At 46.6% G+C, this 19,722-nt stretch carries 18 protein-coding genes and 5 tRNA genes; 12 read left to right on the top strand and 11 right to left on the bottom strand.

Annotation, left to right across the window (positions count from 1 at the left end; translation table 11 throughout):
- Nucleotides 1-1,279, top strand: a 1,279-nt coding sequence (locus tag H8S45_RS08295) for a hypothetical protein (RefSeq protein WP_186949929.1), incomplete at its 5' end; no start/stop codon positions are given.
- Between the two features lie 105 nt (nt 1,280-1,384).
- On the opposite strand, the gene H8S45_RS08290 is transcribed toward H8S45_RS08295, so the two are convergent.
- From H8S45_RS08290 to H8S45_RS08265, 6 genes are all read right to left on the bottom strand, one after another.
- Nucleotides 1,385-1,717, bottom strand: coding sequence for a hypothetical protein (locus H8S45_RS08290; RefSeq protein WP_147574522.1), 333 nt, complete (start codon nt 1,715-1,717; stop codon nt 1,385-1,387).
- A 58-nt stretch (nt 1,718-1,775) separates the two neighbouring features.
- Nucleotides 1,776-1,851 (bottom strand) — tRNA-Lys (locus tag H8S45_RS08285).
- Between the two features lie 14 nt (nt 1,852-1,865).
- Nucleotides 1,866-1,940: transfer RNA gene (locus H8S45_RS08280), tRNA-Gln, on the bottom strand.
- Between the two features lie 78 nt (nt 1,941-2,018).
- A tRNA-His gene (locus H8S45_RS08275) sits at nt 2,019-2,095 on the bottom strand.
- Nucleotides 2,096-2,122: 27 nt separating this feature from the next.
- Nucleotides 2,123-2,199, bottom strand: a tRNA-Arg gene (locus H8S45_RS08270).
- A gap of 33 nt (nt 2,200-2,232) precedes the next feature.
- Nucleotides 2,233-2,306 (bottom strand) — tRNA-Gly (locus tag H8S45_RS08265).
- A 227-nt stretch (nt 2,307-2,533) separates the two neighbouring features.
- Between H8S45_RS08265 and H8S45_RS08260 the strand changes: the two genes are divergently transcribed.
- The 9 genes from H8S45_RS08260 to H8S45_RS08220 all read left to right on the top strand — a co-directional run bounded on the left by H8S45_RS08260 (nt 2,534) and on the right by H8S45_RS08220 (nt 13,250).
- Nucleotides 2,534-3,271 carry a cyclase family protein gene (locus tag H8S45_RS08260; RefSeq protein WP_054326347.1) on the top strand — a complete coding sequence of 246 codons (738 nt, stop codon included), beginning with the start codon at nt 2,534-2,536 and terminating at the stop codon, nt 3,269-3,271.
- Nucleotides 3,272-3,347: 76 nt separating this feature from the next.
- Nucleotides 3,348-5,087: a cache domain-containing sensor histidine kinase gene (locus tag H8S45_RS08255; protein ID WP_054326348.1), complete on the top strand. Its 1,740-nt coding sequence runs from the start codon at nt 3,348-3,350 to the stop codon at nt 5,085-5,087.
- Nucleotides 5,084-6,682 (top strand): response regulator transcription factor, encoded by a 1,599-nt coding sequence (locus H8S45_RS08250; RefSeq protein ID WP_186949927.1) that lies wholly within the window; start codon nt 5,084-5,086, stop codon nt 6,680-6,682. Before H8S45_RS08255 ends, H8S45_RS08250 begins: the two co-directional genes overlap by 4 nt.
- A 97-nt stretch (nt 6,683-6,779) precedes the next feature.
- Nucleotides 6,780-7,784 (top strand): ABC transporter substrate-binding protein, encoded by a 1,005-nt coding sequence (locus tag H8S45_RS08245; RefSeq protein WP_082396816.1) that lies wholly within the window; start codon nt 6,780-6,782, stop codon nt 7,782-7,784.
- A gap of 76 nt (nt 7,785-7,860) precedes the next feature.
- Nucleotides 7,861-9,387 carry a sugar ABC transporter ATP-binding protein gene (locus tag H8S45_RS08240; RefSeq protein ID WP_186949924.1) on the top strand — a complete coding sequence of 509 codons (1,527 nt, stop codon included), beginning with the start codon at nt 7,861-7,863 and terminating at the stop codon, nt 9,385-9,387.
- Complete coding sequence (locus tag H8S45_RS08235; protein WP_054326351.1) at nt 9,384-10,370, top strand: ABC transporter permease; 987 nt, start codon at nt 9,384-9,386, stop codon at nt 10,368-10,370. Before H8S45_RS08240 ends, H8S45_RS08235 begins: the two co-directional genes overlap by 4 nt.
- 10 nt (nt 10,371-10,380) lie before the next feature.
- Nucleotides 10,381-11,361 (top strand): ABC transporter permease, encoded by a 981-nt coding sequence (locus H8S45_RS08230; protein WP_107631676.1) that lies wholly within the window; start codon nt 10,381-10,383, stop codon nt 11,359-11,361.
- A gap of 15 nt (nt 11,362-11,376) precedes the next feature.
- Nucleotides 11,377-12,198, top strand: a complete 822-nt coding sequence (locus H8S45_RS08225) for a sugar phosphate isomerase/epimerase family protein (RefSeq protein ID WP_107631677.1) — start codon at nt 11,377-11,379, stop codon at nt 12,196-12,198.
- Between the two features lie 17 nt (nt 12,199-12,215).
- Nucleotides 12,216-13,250 (top strand): galactitol-1-phosphate 5-dehydrogenase, encoded by a 1,035-nt coding sequence (locus H8S45_RS08220; RefSeq protein WP_107631678.1) that lies wholly within the window; start codon nt 12,216-12,218, stop codon nt 13,248-13,250.
- A gap of 193 nt (nt 13,251-13,443) precedes the next feature.
- Here the strand turns inward: H8S45_RS08220 and H8S45_RS08215 are convergent, their stop codons facing one another.
- The 5 genes from H8S45_RS08215 to H8S45_RS08195 form a co-directional block, all read right to left on the bottom strand.
- Nucleotides 13,444-14,232, bottom strand: coding sequence for a PD-(D/E)XK nuclease domain-containing protein (locus H8S45_RS08215; RefSeq protein ID WP_186949922.1), 789 nt, complete (start codon nt 14,230-14,232; stop codon nt 13,444-13,446).
- A gap of 323 nt (nt 14,233-14,555) precedes the next feature.
- The gene (locus H8S45_RS08210; RefSeq protein WP_054326355.1) at nt 14,556-14,759 is read right to left on the bottom strand and encodes a helix-turn-helix domain-containing protein; all 204 of its coding nucleotides are present in this window, start codon (nt 14,757-14,759) and stop codon (nt 14,556-14,558) included.
- A complete protein-coding gene (locus H8S45_RS08205; RefSeq protein ID WP_054326356.1) occupies nt 14,731-15,189 on the bottom strand; it encodes an RNA polymerase sigma factor in 459 nt (152 codons plus the stop codon). Before H8S45_RS08205 ends, H8S45_RS08210 begins: the two co-directional genes overlap by 29 nt.
- A 247-nt stretch (nt 15,190-15,436) precedes the next feature.
- Nucleotides 15,437-16,684 (bottom strand): MFS transporter, encoded by a 1,248-nt coding sequence (locus H8S45_RS08200; RefSeq protein WP_054326357.1) that lies wholly within the window; start codon nt 16,682-16,684, stop codon nt 15,437-15,439.
- A gap of 92 nt (nt 16,685-16,776) precedes the next feature.
- Nucleotides 16,777-17,418: a TetR/AcrR family transcriptional regulator gene (locus H8S45_RS08195; protein ID WP_054326358.1), complete on the bottom strand. Its 642-nt coding sequence runs from the start codon at nt 17,416-17,418 to the stop codon at nt 16,777-16,779.
- A 319-nt stretch (nt 17,419-17,737) separates the two neighbouring features.
- On the opposite strand from H8S45_RS08195, the gene H8S45_RS08190 reads away from it, so the two are divergent.
- Together H8S45_RS08190 and H8S45_RS08185 are read left to right on the top strand one after the other, a co-directional pair.
- The gene (locus H8S45_RS08190) at nt 17,738-17,956 is read left to right on the top strand and encodes a hypothetical protein (protein ID WP_054326359.1); all 219 of its coding nucleotides are present in this window, start codon (nt 17,738-17,740) and stop codon (nt 17,954-17,956) included.
- A 56-nt stretch (nt 17,957-18,012) separates the two neighbouring features.
- Entirely contained in the window at nt 18,013-19,659 is a 1,647-nt protein-coding gene (locus H8S45_RS08185) for a recombinase family protein (RefSeq protein WP_054326360.1), read from the top strand.
- Nucleotides 19,660-19,722: the final 63 nt, after the last annotated feature.

Here is a 19,722-nt window from a genome sequence, read left to right as displayed (position 1 = left end):
CTTTGCGATCGCCGGAAACATAGCGCAGAACTATGCGGGGCAGGTCGTCCCGACGCTGTCCGGCCAGATCGCGCGCACGATAGACGACACGCGGCGCACGACCTATGCGGATAAAGACAACTGGGTCCCTGACAGCGTGCAGACGTTTTTGCAGCGCCAGGCGAATAAAATCCCCGGCCTGTCACAGAACCAGCCGGCGTATACGGATGTGTGGGGCAGGCCGGACAGGACGGAAAACTGGGTGCTGCGGGCGTTCGAGAACTTCCTTTCGCCTGGGTACATCGGGAACAGGTCCGCTTCCGGCGCGGAAAACGCGCTGCGGGAGCTGTACAATGCGACAGGGGATTCCGCAGTGCTGCCGAGCAAGCCGCAAAAGAGCTATAAGGTCAATGGCGAGGAGCATAATTTTACTGCCGAACAGTGGCTGAAATATTCCAACCGTCGGGGACAGGCATCATTCGATATGTTGAACAAGATTGTTGATACGGATGCATACCAGAATATGAGCAATCAGGATAAAAAGGATCTGGTATCGAAAGTATATGACTATGCCGATGCGATGGGCAGGATGGATACGATCGACGGCTATCAGCTTGAGGGCTGGATCGCAGGCGCGAAAGATGCGGAGCAGAATGGCGTGCCATCATGGGCGTATACCCTTTACCAAACGCAAAAATCTATTTCGGACGCAAAGGCAGAAACCGACAAGAGTATCAAAAAATATGACTATATGACGGATATTGTCAGCGAGATCATGTCGGACGATAATCTGAACGACAGTCAGAAGCAGAAAACCATACAGAACCTTGTGATAAACGGCATCAGCGACAATCAGGAAGAAAAGTATGCCGCAATTGCGGACAAAGTACCGGCAGCGGATTATGCGCGCGCTTATTATGAGTTCCAACGGATAGAGGACAACAATCCCGATCTGGGGGCAGGCGAACAGAATGCCCTGAAGCGTGACTACCTGATGCAGAGCGGGCTTTCCGCAGAGCAGAAACACCTGATCGATGAGAACATCATTAACGACGGGATGTATATTCCGAAAGACCTCGATGTGGACTACTCCAACCCGACGAGTTTTATCCTTACGCAAATGAGCGACGCGGCGCAGCGGAAATTCAGCCGATTCGGCATGTCCGCAGAAGATTACCGGAAGGTTTACCCGATCGCAACAGCGCAAGGGAAAAAGGCGCAGGTGATTGCAAATTTGCAGGCGGCAGGGATGACATACTCCGAGGCGGCCAGATTTTACCGGCTTGTAAAAAAGAAATAACCCTTTTCTTGACAACTCCGCTTAAGGCAGGTATACTAAACATAGAAAAGGGCGCAGCCGGTTGACGGTTACTCCCAAACTACTTGATCAAAGAATTTGACCGCTTCATTTGGACGTGAGGGCGGTCATTTTCTTTTGCATATCTGAAAAATCAGACTGGCAAATGCCACGAGCAACATAAGAAGCTGAAAAAGCTCCGAGTATGTAACCATAGCACCACCTCCCCTCTATGGGTTCGGTGGGAATAACCGCCAACCGCGGACACGGCTGCGCCTTAATCAAATTATACCAAAGAACGACAATGTACGCAAGCAGCCAATGCGGCGAGCAAGTGAAAGGGGAGGCTTCGGCCTCCCTTTTTTCGTGTTGCATGACTTGGTTTTTTGGCGTTTTTGATGCTTGTTTAGAAAAATAAAAATACGTTTCAAAAACACTCAAAACCCGCGCCACGTCTTGATGAAATGAAAAAACCCGCGCAGGGCGGGCTTTTCGTAATTGGTGATCCAGCGGAGATTCGAACTCCGGACACCCTGCTTAAAAGGCAGGTGCTCTGCCGACTGAGCTACTGGATCGTGTTAAGTTGAAATGGCAGGGACGGCTGGATTCGAACCAGCGAATGTCGGCGTCAAAGGCCGATGCCTTACCGCTTGGCGACGCCCCTGTATTCGGCTGGATTGCATGGAGCCGGTCCTTATATTTATAACGCGCTGCATCAAGCAGCGCGTCACATGGTTTCATATGGGGTGGGTAAAGGGACTCGAACCCTCGACCCTCGGAACCACAATCCGATGCTCTAACCAACTGAGCTATACCCACCATATAAACTGTAGTCAACTGGAGAGATGGCACGCCAGGAGGGATTCGAACCCCCGGCCTACTGCTTAGAAGGCAGTTGCTCTATCCGGCTGAGCTACTGGCGCATATCAATTCCAGCCCGCGCATGGGAAAGAAAATGGAGCGGGTGATGGGAATCGAACCCACGTGTTCAGCTTGGAAGGCTGACATTCTACCATTGAACTACACCCGCGGGTTTTTCTGACGCTTAAACAGTATACCAATAATCAGCGATTTTGTCAATACTATTTTCTGCATCTTTTCCAACTAATGTACTTGTGTCAGGAAAGGCTTTCCATGGAAAAGAAAAAATAGGGTATGTTATAATAAATTAAAATTATTTGAAAGAACTCAAAAAATATCGGATTCTTTTCCACAACACACAAGGTATAATTAGTGCTATAAAAAGGAGGAATGGTTATGTCAGATATTCTATATACAATCCGTGAAGCGGTTTCAGCCTGTAATGTAGTTGATTTGTCGCCAGTATTGGAAAATGATATCCCGCGCTGGCCGACGCATCCCCCGCTGGTCATCCATCCGACAGTCACACATGCGCATGATGGATATTACTGCCAGACAATGTTTTTGGGAGAGCATACTGGAGCGCATGTTGATGCTCCCGCCCATCAGGTATCCGCAATGATGGAAAGTACGATTGAAACCTATCCGCCGGACTATCTGTGCGGCGTGGCGGTTACATACCCTTTGTATCAACTGGATGCCAAGCCTGGTCAGAGGATCACAGCGGATCAGATATTGTCACTTGAGGCGAAAATGGGAACGGCAGCGGGGGAAGATGAGATCGTTCTGCTGGATTTCCATTGGTTCCGCTACTGGTCGGCCGGAGCCGATTGGAAGTACTATGCAAAAAATGAACCCGGGCTTTCAGAAGATGCAGTCCGGCTATTCGCGGAGCGCAGGGTTCGGGCGGTAGGAAGCGATACGATCGCCTGTGATACTCCTGTAATTGCTGGGGAGGAAATGGAATCCTATGGACACCATATGCACTGGCTCCCCAATCATATCCTGATCATGGAGGAACTGCAGAATCTGGATAAATTGCCGGTGCGGTCTTACTTCATAGCTGTACCGCTGAAGATCAGAAACGGTTCAGGATCTCCAATCCGCCCGTTTGCATTCGTGCCGAGGAATTGAACAATGAAAAGCTGCCTGACATAAGAAGATGCTCTTTTGACAGGCAGTTTTTATTTTCTGCGGGGAGGAGTCTGCAATGCATGAACAATCCATGAAAAAACGTCTGTTCCGATTCTTTGGTGCTTTCTCCCTTATTTCTGTCGTAACAGTTGCCGCGGCAGCCTGCATTGTGTCCTATCGCCATGTGATGGAAATGGCGGTCACGACAAGCGAACAGATCGTAGAAAAAACAGCGGATGAAGTTGATAACCTATTGGAAGATATGATATCCATGTCGCGGATTATCAGTCGGTCAGCCGGTGTCCAGTCGGTCATGCGTACAGAATATCCACAATATAAAGCGCAGTTCAGCGATCGCTTTGAGCTGGACGCATACCTTTCGGAGCTGAACCAGTATAACAGCAGTATATTTGCTATGTATTTTTTTGCAGATAATGGTATGGCGGCAAAATCACAGTATTACTCTTTTATAAATGAAAAAGCAATGGACAACCCGTATTGCCAAAAAGCCCTGCAATCAGAACACACTATTTGGCTGCCGCCTGAACAAGGTTCGCAATTTGCCGTAACAACAGGAGAAACGCTGTTGACTACGGTCACGCCGGTAAAGGAGTTGGGGAGCGGAGAGTACCGCGGGATTGTGGTGGTGGAACTGGAAGCGGCAAAAGTCAGTTCTTTTCTGAATACCAGAGTCAGCGAAAGTGGTTTTTTATATATACAGGATACGTATGGACGGCCTATTATTGGCCCTGCGGATATGACCGCTGCCCAATTGTCGGAAAGGGTCCGGCAAAATGCGTCCTATTCCTGGAAAGATGCCATATTTCATGATCTGCGGATTGAACAACCGGTTTTACAGACGGGATGGAAGCTGGTATGTACCGTGCCGGGCAGAGAACTGGCGCAAAACGTTCTTTTGATTATCAAAATCGTGAGCCTGGTTTCAATTGGCGTTATGGGAATTGCGCTGCTGCTGGCCTATCGAGTCGCCGCGTATATTGTTTGCCCTATCACAAAATTGGATGAAAAAATGCGTTTGGTGGAACAGGGGGACTTGAATGTGCATGCCGTTCCAGAACGAGACGATGAGATCGGCGCGTTAACCAACCGCTTTAACATGATGCTCAATACTATACATATTCTTATGGAACATGAGGTGGAAAATCAGAAGAAACTTCGCCTGACCGAACTAAAGGCATTACAGGCGCAGATCAAGCCGCATTTCCTCTATAATACACTGGATTCTATTATCTGGATGGTGCGGTCGGGAGACAAGGATGGTGCGGTCCGCATGGTAATGGCCTTGACGCAGTTCCTAAAAATTGGGTTGAGCAGGGGGCGGGAGGTTATTACACTGCGTGAGGAGCTGGCGCATGCCGGCAATTACCTGATTATACAGAATATACGGTATAAAGGAAAGTTCACGCATGAGATACATTTGAAAGAAGAGATCGCTTCCTGTCTGATTCCCAAGCTGGTCTTACAGCCGTTGATCGAAAATGCTATTTACCATGGCATGAAGCCTAAACGCGGGAGTTGTCATTTAAAAATTTGGGTACGGCCAATGGAAAAGAATATTGTGATAGATGTAATCGATAATGGCGTGGGCATGACAGAAGAGGCTTCTGCGGCACTGAATAATACGCTGCGGCACGGAAGCGGCCCGCGCGCAGAGAGTTATGGTGTGGTGAACGTAAACGAAAGGATTCGTATTCTGTTTGGAGAGCCGTACGGTGTGACGTTTGAAAGCCGGCAGGGGGAGGGAAGCTGCTTCCGCATTACCTTGCCGATGCGCTGGGAGGAGGAAACAGAGTGAAGGTATTGCTGGCAGACGACGAATATCTGATTCGAGAGGGACTGCGGGACAATGTGCCTTGGGCGGCTCATGGAATGGAGGTTATAGCAACAGCGGAGGATGGGGAACAGGCGCTGGAACTGGCGCGGCAATACAGGCCGGATCTTTTAATCACCGACATTTGTATGCCGTTTATGGATGGGTTAGAATTGGTGGAAAATGTATTGCGGGAGCAGGCGGATATCTGCGTGATATTGCTGACCTGCTATGATGAATTTGAATATGCTAAACGTGCGATTAAGCTGGGCGTAAAGGATTACATACTCAAGCCGATCGATTTGGCTTATATGGAGAGCCTGTTGGACGAGATTTTTGAAAAATATAAAGCAAGGCAGGAAGAAAATATAAAGCAGGAGCGCACGGAACTGCTTTCCTGCCTGCTGCACGCTGACTTGGATAAACAGCCTGAGGAAGCTGCGCTTGCGCAGGCAGGTATTCTTGTGGAGCGGTTCTATGCCTGTATTATGATCGATATTTTGGGCTATCGGTTTGCACGGGATACGTTCACTGAGCAGGAGCTACAGAAATATTTTAGCCGGTTCGCTGCGCAAGTAGAAGAATGTGCGGCAGAGCGCATGTTTTTTTATGAAGAATTTCAGACAGAGGGACGTGTCCTAATCGTTGTTTCGGGAAGAAATGCCCAGCAGGCAGCAGAGCATATGCAGGCTGTTTGCAGGGCGCTGCGCCAGAATGTGGATTTGAAAAATGAGTATCCCTTTCTTTGCGCTACAGATGGTGTGTCGGGAGACGTATGGGGGCTACAGGCGATGTACGGCCACTGTCAAAAAGTGCTGCAGTATGCTTTCCTTTATGATGAGACAAGCTTTTTGGATTACGCGGAGCTGAAGCGAATACGCCAGGATGACGGAACGCAGATTGCTGCTAATATAGCGCGTTTTGTCGACTGTATACGCACCTTTGATAAAGGTCTGATTGAGCAGAATATTTGTCTCATCACAGACAATATACGAGAAAGTGGACGATATTCCATTCTGTATGGCCAAATGTTTATTGCATCGGTGTACAGCCAGGTCACCGGCGCATTGAAAGAATTTGGGATCGATCTGTCCGAGGTGTTTGAAGATCCTGTGGAAGAATACCGCATGATCATTACGGCGGGCAGCCTGCAGAAGCAGATTAGCGGCCTCAGTGAACTGCTGGGGAAGGTGTGCGACTATGTACATGGAAAAAAAGGCGCGGCGCATCATACATTGATCGAAAAAGCGCGGCAGTATATCGAGCAGAATTATACCGACCATTCCATTTCTCTGCAAAGCGTTTCCGCTTCGGTCAATATGTCGTCATGTTACTTCAGTATTTTGTTTAAGCAGGAATGCGGCAAATCGTTTATCAGTTACCTGACTGACCTGCGCATGGAAAAGGCCAAGCAGCTTTTACGATATTCCGATCAGCGCTCCTATGAAATTGCACTGGCTGTTGGATATGACAACCCCAACTATTTTAGTACGCTCTTCAAGAAAAATACGGATTTTTCGCCCACGGAGTATCGACAGAGACAGAAAGAAAACGGGGCGGCAAAACAGAAAAAATCTTGAAATATTAAAAAAATATGTTGATTTACCACTATAGGAACAATCGGTATAATGAAAGCACATTCAGAAAAGAGAAAAATAGAAAACGGGAGGGTTTCGTATGAAAAAGACCAGATTATTCGCAATGCTTCTAACCAGTGTACTGCTAATTGGCTCAGGTACAGGTTGTTCAACCGATTCAGAGAACACGGCCGTACCAGATGCGGATGTGGGAGTGGACAGCGGCGAAAGCGAGGTGCTGACGGTAGCCTTTTCGCAGTGCGGCAACCAGAACAACTGGAAAGTCGTTCAAACAAATGATATGAAAGAAAAAATAGAGGCAAGAGGATACCAATATATTTATACGGACGCACAGGACGATACGGCAAAACAAATGTCCGATATTGAGGATATTATTTCTCAAAAGCCGGATTACCTGATCGTATCTCCGCGTGAGTCCGAGGGTTTGACGCCCGTGCTTAAATCCGCAATGGATGCCGGTATTCCGGTCATTCTGGTTGACCGCGGCATCAATGGTGAGGCAGGCGTGGATTATACAACACTGAACAGCGCCGATTTGATTTGGGAGGGGCAGACCTGCGCCCAGTATATGAAAGAGCAGTTTGGCGACGAACGCTGCAATGTTGTGGAACTGACCGGAACACCGGGCGCCACCAGTACGATCGACCGCAATAAAGGGTTCACCGAGGAGATCGCCAACTATGACAATATAAAGATTATCGCCTCCCAGGTTGGAAATTTCAACCGTGCGGAATCACAAAAAGCGATGGAAAACCTGATTCAGGCCTATGGGGATGAGATCGATGCGGTATTTGCGCATAATGACGATAACGCTATCGGTGCTTTACAGGCGATCAAGGCTGCGGGACTCAAACCGGGCGAGGACATCAAGATTTACAGCATGGATGGGCAGAAAGATGCTTTGCAGGCGATCATTGATGGGGATATGGAATTGAGCGTGCTCTGTCAACCGCGCTTTGGAGACAGTGTTTTAGCGATTATTGACCAATTGGAAGCGGGTGAAGAGGTACCGGCGTTCGTTAAAAATGAAGGTAAGCTATATACGATTGAAAATGCAGAGGAATGCTTGGACGAGGCGTATTGATGCGTTTATGCATCTTAAAATAGCGTTCGGGAGAGGGGCGAAACGCCCCTCTCCCCTATGAAAGGAGGGATAGTGAATGGAAGCCATGTATTTGTTGGAAATGAGACAGATTGACAAGCAGTTTCCGGGCGTTCATGCATTGGATCATGTGAATTTTCGAGTGCGCGCGGGCGAGATCCATGCGTTGATGGGTGAAAATGGCGCAGGGAAGTCCACCTTGATGAAAATTCTGACCGGCTTGTACCGGAAAGATACGGGCGAAATTATCTTGGACGGGCAGCAGGTTTCGTTCAACAGCCCGTTGGAGGCACAGCGAGCCGGTATCAGTACAATTTATCAGGAGATCAATCTGATTCCGTATTTGAGTATTGCGGAAAATATTCATCTTGGGCGGGAGCCTATGAACCGTACAGGAATTGACTGGAAACAGGTGAACCAGAGAGCGGAGCGGATACTGCGCGAAATGGGAGTGGAGGCAGATGTGACCCAGCCGCTTTGCAGCTATGGAACGGCAGTGCAGCAGATGGTGGCGATTGCTCGTGCTATTTCGGTGCAGGCCAAACTGATTGTAATGGATGAGCCGACTTCCTCTTTGGATGAAAAGGAAGTAGAGATTTTATTCCGGCAAATGCGTAAACTCAGAGAAAAAGGCATCGCAATTATTTTTATCAGCCATCGTCTGGATGAGGTGTTTGAGATATGTGATACGGTTACGATTCTGAAAGACGGAAAGCTTGTCAGCGAAAGTCCGGCGGCGGAATTGAGTAAGCTGGAGCTAGTGTCCCGCATGATTGGACGCGATGCGACTGACGTGTTGCGAAGGAAAAACGGGGTTTATCAGGGAACAGGAGGAGTACCTGTGCTGGAAGCCCATGGGATTACAGACAAGGAGAAGTTGCGGGGGGTGAGCCTGAGAATCCGGCAGGGAGAGATAGTGGGCTTGGCCGGACTGCTTGGCGCGGGGCGGACCGAGCTTGCCAAGGTGATTTTTGGAGATAACCCGGATTATACAGGGACGCTGGCGGTCAATGGGCAGGAGGTGCGCTGGAAAGCTCCACGGGATGCGATTGCAAAAGGATTTGCCTATTGCTCGGAAGATCGCAAAGCGGAAGGAATTTTTTCCCATATGTCCGTGCGGGAAAACATGACGATGGCGATTTTGCCGCGGATCGCACGGCGGGGGCTGGTAAACGTCGGCCGACAGAAGGACATTGTAGATCGTTATATCAAGAGCCTGTCCATCAAAACGCCAGGGCAGGAGCAGTTGATCCGAAACCTGTCAGGCGGTAATCAACAGAAAGTTCTTTTAGCGCGCTGGCTGTGCATGGAGCCGCGGCTGATCATACTGGACGAGCCGACAAGGGGGATCGATATCGGCGCGAAAGCAGAAATCGAGGCGCTGATTCAGGATATCGCTGGGCAGGGCATCAGTGTATTGTTGATTTCTTCTGAGCTGGAGGAATTGGTACGCAACTGTCACCGTGTGATAGTTATACGGGATGGGAAAAATATCGGGGAGCTGGAAAGCGATATGCTATCAGAAGGAAACATCATGCGGACGATTGCACAAGACATCCTGCAGGAAGGGGGAGCCTGCATATGATGGACAGCATTGCTGCAAAAAACGGGCATACCTGTATTGACTGGGGACAGAACATACGAAAATATGGTACAATATATGCATTCCTGCTGCTGGTTATGTTCAATATCCTATTTACCCGCAATTTTGCTTCCATGGGAACCCTGTGGAACCTGACGATTCAGGTACTGCCAACTATGCTGACCTCGTTGGGGATGGTGCTGGTGATCTCCTCCGGAGGGATTGATATCTCGGTAGGGTCGGTCATGGCGATATCCGCCGTTACGAGCGGTTTGGTGCTGACTGGGAAAACACCGCTTTTGGGAACGGATACTGGCATGGCCGTGCTGGCCGCCCTTGTTGTGGCATTGGTGTTGGGATTGTTCAACGGTGTTCTGGTAGCATGCTTTAAAATACAGCCGATCATTGTAACCCTAATTCTTTATATTGCAGGACGAGGTATTGCACAATTGATGAATAACGGCGGCACAATCGTGTTTTATGGAAATACGTTTACGGAAATCGGCTTATACCGCGTTGGCGGCCTGGTACCGGTACAATTATTTGTATCCATACTGTTTGTCTGGATAATTGCATTCCTGCTTAAAAAGACGACATTTGGATATTATGTGCAGGGAATTGGAGAAAACGGGAAAGCCGCAAGATTATCGGGCATTCGTACGGCGCAGGTGTTGATCTCGGTGTATGTGATCAGTGCGCTGCTGGCGGGAATGGCAGGTCTGTTTGAATGCTCCCGTGCAAGCTGTGCAGATCCCAATGCGATTGGACAGCTTGCAGAAATGGATGCGATCGCGGCCGTTGCGATTGGGGGGACCTCCATGAACGGCGGCAAAGCGCGGATTATGGGGACGATATTCGGAGCCTTAATCATACAGCTGATTTCAATTATGGTCAATATGAACAACATCCCGTTTGCGTATTCCCGCATTTTTAAAGCCGCTATTATTATTCTCGCAGTTTATTTGCAGCGGGAAAAACGCCGTTAGGGGGGATCGTATGAAAAAAAAGAACTTGTTTTATGCGTTCTGTAAGAAGCACGGCGTAGTGTTCGCGCTGCTGGCCCTTATACTGGCTGCGGCTCTGCTGTTTCCGGAATTTGCATCGTACGGAAATGTGACGAATATCCTGAATCAGAACAGCATGATCGGCATTATTTCTCTTGGTATGACCTTTGTTATTTTGACGGGAGGCATAGACCTTTCAGTTGGTTCGCTTGCGGCGCTGTCCAGTGTTCTGGCGGCAGTCCTAAGCCCAAAGGGTAGTCTTGCAATAATGATCCTGGTGCCGTTGGCGGTCTGTACGGCGATGGGGCTGCTCAGCGGACTCATTATTGCGAAGCTGCAAATCGCCCCCTTTATCGCTACGCTGGGGATGATGATGGCGGCGCGCGGCATTGCTCTGGTAATGACAGACGGGGGCGTTTCGGTCAGTGTGGACACAGGTGTGGCAGAAACATTCCGATTGTTTGCCCGAAGCTATCTGTTGAGGGTGCCGGCGCCGGTATGGCTGTTTGTGTTGTTGCTGGTTACAGGGCTGTATATTGCGCGCCGAACACGGTCCGGACGGTATGTTTACGCAGTGGGCGGGAATGAAGAAGCAGCCCGCATGATGGGGCTGCAACCTGAAAAAATTAAGATCGCTGTTTATACGGTAAATGGCTTGCTGGCAGGGCTGGCAGGATTGATTTTGGCTTCCCGTTTAGGTGCGGGTCAGCCTGTGACATGTGACGGTTGGGAAATGACTGCGATTGCGGCGACCGCGATTGGTGGCACCCTGCTTTCGGGCGGCCGCGGCGGCCTTGGGGGGACGGCGATCGGCGTATTTATCATTGGTGTGATTTCGAACATGATTAATCTGCAAGGCAGCTTGAGTTCATGGTGGCAGTCGATCATTACCGGACTGCTGCTCTTGTTCGTCGTCATGCTGCAGTCCCACGCGCGGGCGAATGGTACCGGTAGTACAGAAATCGCTGGATAAGAAAAGGAGAACGGTATGAAAATCAGTTGTTTGCCCGTCTCGCTGTTTGATGAGATTTGTTCAGGGCGCATGAGTTTGCCTCAGTGGGCGCGCAAAGCAAAGGAAATCGGCTATGACGGCATTGATATCAGCATTATGTTCATCAAAAACCGAACACCGACCTATTTGAACGCCTTGAAACAGGAGCTGCAGGAAATCGGAATGCCGATTGTGATGATGACCACCTATCCGGATTTTACCAATCCAAATCCGGTGCAGCGGGAGCGCGAATTCCTATACCTGCAGGCGGATATTGCGCTTGCCTCAGAGCTGCATATTCGCTATCTGCGCATATTGGCGGGACAGGCACATCCGGAGCTGGATCGCGCGCAGGGTATCGCATGGGTATCGGATTATTTCCATCGCATTGCGCCAATAGGAAAAGAGTATGGCGTGGGCTTGGTGTTTGAGAACCATGGCAAGCCGGGCGCATGGCCGCGTGTGGACTTTACATATGATCCGGCGGTTTTCCTTGATATTTGCAGGCAGATAGAGGATACAGATATCCGGCTGAACTTTGATACAGGGAACATCACTGCTTTTGGGGGAGATCCACTCGAAGTAGTACCATCTGTCGTAAACCGCCTGGAAACCATTCATGTGACCGACATGGAGCAGCGCGGCCGCTTTTGCCCTGCGGCCATAGGAACGGGTGTGACGCCAAATCGGCCATTTTTCGAGTACATCAAGCGGCATGGCTTCGATAACTGGCTCTGTATTGAAGAAGCAAGCGGCTGTGGCTTGGCAGGAATCCGTGACGCCTATCATTTTGTCAAACAGGCTTGGGATGAGGCGTGAAAGGGGATGTATGGTAGATGAAAGCTCTGGTATTGACTGCTTATAATGAGCTTCAGCTCAAGGAGGTTCCGAAGCCGGTGCCTGCGGAAGATGAAGTGCTGGTACATATCAAAGCGTGTGCGATTTGTGGAAGCGATGTACACGGGTATGACGGGGGGAGCGGACGCCGGCAGCCTCCTATCATCATGGGACACGAAGCGGCCGGTGTGATCGAGCAGGTGGGGCGCGCGGTAAAAGGCTTTGCCGTGGGCGATCGCGTTACCTTTGATTCTACCGTGTTCTGCGGGAATTGCTGGTATTGCCGGCATGGTATGATCAACCTTTGTGAAAATCGGATGGTACTCGGTGTTTCCTGCGACGAATATACCAATGCGGGCGCAATGGCGGAATATGCAGCGATCAAGGCGAGAACCTTATTCCGGATACCGGATGCAGTCAGCTTTGAGCAGGCTGCGATGGTTGAGCCACTGTCCATTGCAGTACATGCCGTGTCCACTGTTGCGCCGATTCGTATGGGGGACAGAGCGGTGGTGATAGGCGCGGGAACAATCGGGCTTCTGCTTACGCAGGCGGTTAGGAACGCAGGCGTAACCGAACTGGTTGTCGTTGATTTGGATGACCGTAAGCTGGAACTGGCCAAAGCATTGGGGGCAACGCATGTTATTCACTCCGGGCGGGAGGATGCGGCTGCGGAAATCCGTGCGCTCTGCGGCGGCCGCGGGGCGGATATCGCTTTTGAGGCGGTTGGGATCTCACAAACGTTGAACACCGCGATCGACAGCGTGCGCCTGGGGGGAAGTGTGGTTATGGTCGGTAATGTAGCGCGTAAAGCAGAGCTGCCACTGCAGAAATGCGTTACACAGCAGATTACATTATATGGGAGCTGTGCGTCATCAGGGGAATACGATATCTGTCTTGATTTGATTGCGCACCGGATGGTTGATGTAGACAGTCTGATCAGTGCGGCCGTGCCGCTTGCAGACGGTGCGGAATGGTTTGATAGGCTGCATGCGGCAGAACCTGGTCTGATTAAGGTGGTACTACAGCCTTAATGTGGGATACCGAATGCTTCTTCTTTTTCTTCTCTTTTTTTCATATTGTGCGGCAGCAAAATAAAAGAGCCTCTTTTAGGTAGCTACGCATAAAACAGTATTAACTATAAACTAAATTAAGGTAGCTGCCATACAGGGTAAAAAATAAGCAGAAAGAATACACAAAATAATGTATTCTTTCTGCTTATTGCAATTATGGACGAATATACACCATTACACTTAAATCGTCTGCATCTTTACTTAAGTCATTTTCAAACCCTCTGGGGTTCTTTATTCGACTATCAGGATCATAAACAAAACACACTAATTTTTTACAATCAGGATGGGCTTTGTACCTAGCAATATCTATAATCAACTCATTCGCTAATTCTTTATTATTGAGTCCTTTTCGTGTTTTCTTTGTTTCTATAACAATTTTTTCATTTTTCAGCAAAAAATCTTGTCTCGAAGATGTACCAGCATATGAAGGCGTCCATTCTTCCGGACGAATATCATCACAATATAGTGTCAATAAAGTATGTAACAAATCTTGTACATCATATTCATCAGCCACATCTAAAGTCTCTCGATTATCATACCTATCTCTTAGTTGTATTACTACTTGATGAAATCTATTTAATATATTTCCAATTGCTGCATCCGTTAAACCTGTCAATTTTGAGGAGTTCTTTGATAAATTTAATTCTTGTTTATAACAATCTTGATTCGTTTCAAGATTATTAATTATTTCTCTAATTAAATGTATATTTTCTCTATGCACATCATGATTTAAAACAAATTCATTCGACAATATATTGGAAATATTTTTTTGATACCATTTTTCAATTTCTTTACAGCTAAATAAGATTATATTAAACTCATTTTCCGATAACGCTTTTGACAAAGACTTAATAATAGCTGTTATAGTAGGTTCAGATGTATATTCGTCAATACAACCAATAATTCCAGTTAAACGAATTTTTATAATCTCAATGCTTTCCATTTTTATATTCTCCTTTAGCACGTTTTGAAAATAGTATACCAAATAAACCTCAAAAATCAAAGATAATATCTTTGTTACGCAGTAGAACGCCTTTTTTGAACGTATAAGTATAAAATATCATATGGGTGATTTTTATGCTCTGTAAAACCACATAAATCAATGTAAAATCAACCTCTACTGCGTAACATTACATAATGGATTGAGGGCGTAAGCGGTTTATCCGATTGCGCCCTCTTGTCTGCTCCACAGTAAAGACAGGGAAACCGTCAAGGACGCGAAGCGTGCATTTTATCCTTGACGGCTTTCTCTGTCTTTGCTATTCACTATCTGTCAAAACGGAATTGCAGGACAGCTTTGATAAGCTGTGCTTTCAGTCGGTCTTGTATATCATCATTGATATTACCATGATAAGTAGACAGGTATTTGATACGTCCAGTATAATGTCTTAATACTGCGTCTACCGCTTCCGGTTCCCCTGCAACTGCCTTTTCGATAATTTCAAAAGGTATCATTTTCCTGTTCCTCATGCTCCAATCTCTCCATTTCTTTTCTTAGCTGTTTGAGTGCTGCTATTTTCCAGTAGTTTACTGTCGTGCGGCTTTTCCCATACCTTTCTCCGATTTTCTTATCCGTATATCCAAAGAAGAAATACAGTACCAAAACTTCCTGCCGCAACTTGGGTAAATCGGAAAACACTTTTGCCAATCGTTCATTTTCTATTACGATTCTCTCGTCGCACACAATTAATTCCGTCGAACTTGTTTGCTCCGCAAAATAACTGTCTGTTGTAGATGGATTGTAATACCTTTCCTCCATGAGATAATCAAGGGATATTTCCCGTTTCTGCCGTCTGCCAATATCCCGATAGGCGGACATGGAAGCATTACGGAGAACAACTTTACAAAAGGCTGCAAAAGTGTATTCGATATGCTCTTTGTATTGCTCTAAATCGTTCATTGTTTCACCCCCTTTCTTCCCAATAGGGGTTATTGCAGAAAACGCCCATACAGCAATAAAACTGCATAGGCGTTCGGAAACATGAATTGTTTAAGCATATAAAATGATATGTGTATTCATCATCATAGCCAGAGTATCCCATGATGAAAGAAAGGCTTTTTTTGATGATTGAATCAAAAATATAGGAAAGACGGGCAGCATATTGATACCTCCTTTATATTGCTATGACCTTAAAAAGTGAATGTTCTCATTCGTTACTGTTCTCTAATTGGCTGAATATTTTCTTTGAGTAAAGAGCAATCAAGAAAGCGGCAACGGCTGCTACAATCAATACAATCCATGTCCGGCTTTCAAAAATATCAAACAAAACACCATAAATCGCCTGCCCTATGGGTTGACCACACATGGCTATGGAAATCAACGCCGCCATGATTTTACCAACCAATTGCGGGGGCGTCTGCTTTTGTACCATTGTGTAAATCTGCACAACAAACAGCGTAGAAGCTCCCATTGCAGTAAAGCTCATTAGTGTAATAACCCAATAAGACAGGATTGCAGGAATATGAAACATCAACGAAATCCCCATCAATGCTACGGAAGCTGCACAAACCAGAAGCAAAATATAAGAGCTTTTTAGCTTCAATTTTTCTGCTATCGCTGCTGTTAAAATTCCACTGCACAAACCACCTAATGCAAGTGCGCCTTGGGTAAAGCCATACATGGTATCTGACATTTTAAGTACCTGTGTAATCAAAATAGGTGTCCCAACAATCATAACCGAACTTAATATTAGATTGAAAATAGAAATCAGAAACACGACGGAAAAGAAAATCGGTTTTTCAGTTTTTACGAACTGGTAACTTTCCTTTAAGTCATTTCCTACAACTGTTAAAATACCTCTTTCCCTTATACGCTTTTCATGTGGGATATGGATAAAGATTTCCATAACTGCGGAAAAAGAAAAGCAGCCAATACTTAAAATCAAAATAGGATAAATCCCCCACATTCCAAACATGATGCCGCCAATGACAGGTCCCAGTAAACCGGAAAGAGTATTTACTTGGTTGATAACTGCGTTTCCTGCCATTAGTTTTTCTGATGATACTAATAACGGGATACTCGCCTGCACAGACGGCTGATAAGTACCGGAAATTCCATACAGAAGCATTAACACAGTAATGAACAACGGAACCGTTGGCAGCTTTCCTAAGCTAAGATAAAAAATCAGTATCAATACCGCTGTACAAAAGTCCAGCCCGACCATAATATTCCGCTTGTTCACTCTGTCGGCTAATACGCCGCCAATCATCGACAATACTACCATTGGCGCAAAAGAACAGGCAGTTACCATTCCAAACAGAGCAGATGAACCTGTTTCCCGCAATAAATAAAGCGGCAGGGCAAAACGTAAAATTGCATTTCCAAACAACGAAATGATTTGCCCGATAACAACCAATGTAAAATCACGTTTGAAAAGAGTCGATTTTTCTTTCATATAAATCCTCCTCAATATTTTATAAACCAACCGTCGGTCTGTATATGGTTTAAAATAAACTGCCCTGCAAAGGACAGATTATTTTAACAACATTACTGCTGCTTGCAAAAGCCAATATATGCTTCAATTAAAGCTTCATCTAACAGAACATCAATGCCAATACCTTTCATCAGATGATTGAACGTATTACATCTTTCCCGCATACCATGTGCGTCCGTTTGATTTACCAACGGATTGAGCCATGTATTTGCTAAAATCATAATCGCTTCTGCCACCTCTTTTGGGTGTTCAATTTGAATAGAGCCGTCTTCCATACCCTGTTTTAAAATCGGTTCAATAAATTTGGGTGCCACTATTTGATAAATTTGCCCGATTTGCAAAGCCAAAAATCTTGGGTTGTCTAACAGACTTGGTGTAATCGTCAACATAAGGCTTTGGTTGGAATGGAACACCGCCGTTCGGATAATCTTCCGAAGCTTTTCCAAACCATTTACTTCTTTATCATCTCTTACTTTTGCTAATACTGCCGTATTTTCTTCTCCGATACGGTCGAAAATGGCTTCCAGTATATCCTCTTTAGACGCAAAATGATGATAAATGGCACCTTTAGAAAGCTTGGTTTCATTGATGATGTCCTGTAAAGAAGTCCTGTCATAACCTTTTTCAGCGAATAGGCGGGTAGCCACATCTAAAATCAATCTGACAGTTTCTTCTGGATATTTGTTCCTTGCCACTCTATCCCTCCTTACAGACCGTTGGTCCGTATAAAGAATAGCACAAATTACTTTCGCTGTCAATATAGCTCCCTATCCGCTGATTTGGCATTTCTAAAACTTTCCCGTATCAATGAGTAAAGAAAGAAAATCAAAATTTTTTTCATAAATCTTTGGCAAAATCGTCCTATGCGGTGTAGTAGGGATTGAAAGGAAAAACAGAGGGTTTGGGAAACTTCCCAACAAGCAAAATGCAGCGCATTTTTACGGAAAGGGTACCCCTTTCCTATGCTTGCTAAGAAGTTTTTCACTTCATCAAATGCGAAAGGACGGGAAAGGAATGGAAAAGAAACGAGTTATCAAAGACGGTCAAATCGTCGTGAAAAATCCCCTGTATCAAGAACTTCCGAAGCATGAAGTCATTATAAAATCGGGGAAAACGCTCTACCGATTTACAGGCAGCTATGACGGGAAGAAGTCATTGCCGAGTAAAGTTTTACGCCTTATGGAACAGGAAAATTTACAGAAAGAAGTTGATAAAAAGGACGGGAGCCGATAAAATGAACACATACAATCCTGTATGGCAGACTGCCCGCCAACGAAAGGAGCAAACTTATGTTAAGGCAGTCTGACAACAAACTTACCGCCCTCTATTGTCGCTTATCACGCGACGACGAATTACAGGGCGACAGCAACAGCATTGTAAATCAAAAGGCGATTTTAAGTAAATACGCAAAGGAAAACGGCTTCAAAAATCCCCTATTCTTTGTAGACGACGGATATTCAGGTACGAATTTCAACCGTCCGAGCTGGGGCGAACTCATTGAGAAGATAGAAAACGGCGAAGTATCTACACTGATAGTCAAGGATATGTCGCGGCTTGGGCGTGATTATCTGAAAGTGGGATTTTATACCGAAGTCTTGTTTGTAGAAAAGGGCGTGCGGTTTATCGCTATCAATAACGGCATAGACAGCGCGAACCAGCAGGACAGCGACTTTACCCCCTTTTTGAACATCATCAACGAATGGTACGCCAAAGATACAAGCAAGAAAATCCGCGCGGTAATGAAGTCCAAAGGAGAAGCGGGCGAACATCTCTGCACAAATCCGCCATATGGTTACATGAAAGACCCGGATAACAGAAAACATTGGATTGTGGACGGAGAAGCCGCCGAAGTAGTCAAGCGGATATTCGCCCTTTGTTTGGACGGTTACGGACCGTCGCAGATTGCCCGTATTTTGAAAGAGGATAAAGTCATAACGCCGACAATCCATTTTCAGCAGACAGGCAGGGCAACGAGAAACGCGCCGCCGGACAATCCCTATAACTGGACGGGCGATACCATAGCTGATATTTTGGAGCGTCAAGAATATCAAGGGCATACGGTAAACTTCAAAACCTATAAGCAGTCCTACAAGAACAAGAAAACCTGTTATAATCCAGAGGAAAAATGGCTTGTGTTTGAGAATACCCACGAAGCAATCATTGACGCCGACACATGGGCGCGGGTACAGGAATTACGCAAGAACAAACGCCGCCCGACAAGGACAGGTAAGACGAATATGTTTTCCGGTATTGTGCGCTGTGCCGACTGCGGCGAAAAGCTGTATTACTGCACAAGCAGGAACTTTGAAGCAAGACAAGACTATTTTGTCTGCTCTACTTCAAGGCTCAAAGGGAAAGAGGTTTGCCCAACGCATTTTATCCGCGCTGTGGTGTTGGAACAGGGCGTACTCGCTCATATGAGAATGGCGATTGCTTGTGTTGCGAACCACGAAGAACAATTCCGCAAGGCTATGGGTGCAAAGCAGAAAGCCGAAGCAAGGAAAGAACTTGCGGCAAAGCGTCGGCAGGCAACACAGGCGGAACGGCGCATAGAAGAACTTGACCGACTTTTCAAACGTATTTACGAGGATAATGCCAACGGAAAACTATCTGACAGCAGATTTCAAATGCTCTCTGATGATTACGAGCAGGAGCAGGAAGAACTGCGGGAAAAGCTGTTGCAACTGAATGAAGAAATTATACAGCAAGAAGAACAGGCAGAAAACATTGACAGGTTTATCGGCAAGGTGCGGAAGTATCTCGACTTAGAAGAATTAACGCCCACTGTCTTAAATGACATGGTAAAGGCGGTGTATGTTCACGCACCGGATAAGTCAAAGGGATATAGGGAACAGCAGATTGATATTTCCTATGACCTTGTGGGAATACTCCCCGCCGCCATGTTGAACGACCTGCAAAACGGAGAAACGGCATAGCCGAAGCTACGCCGTTTCCCGAAAACGTTCCTATGCTGTTTTATGAGTGCCGCCCTTTGAGGC

It is taken from the genome of Agathobaculum faecis, from assembly GCF_014287995.1.
Taxonomy (GTDB): domain Bacteria; phylum Bacillota; class Clostridia; order Oscillospirales; family Butyricicoccaceae; genus Agathobaculum; species Agathobaculum ammoniilyticum.
Note: the sequence above shows the minus strand (reverse complement) of the source record. Positions and strands in the feature narration are given on the sequence as shown.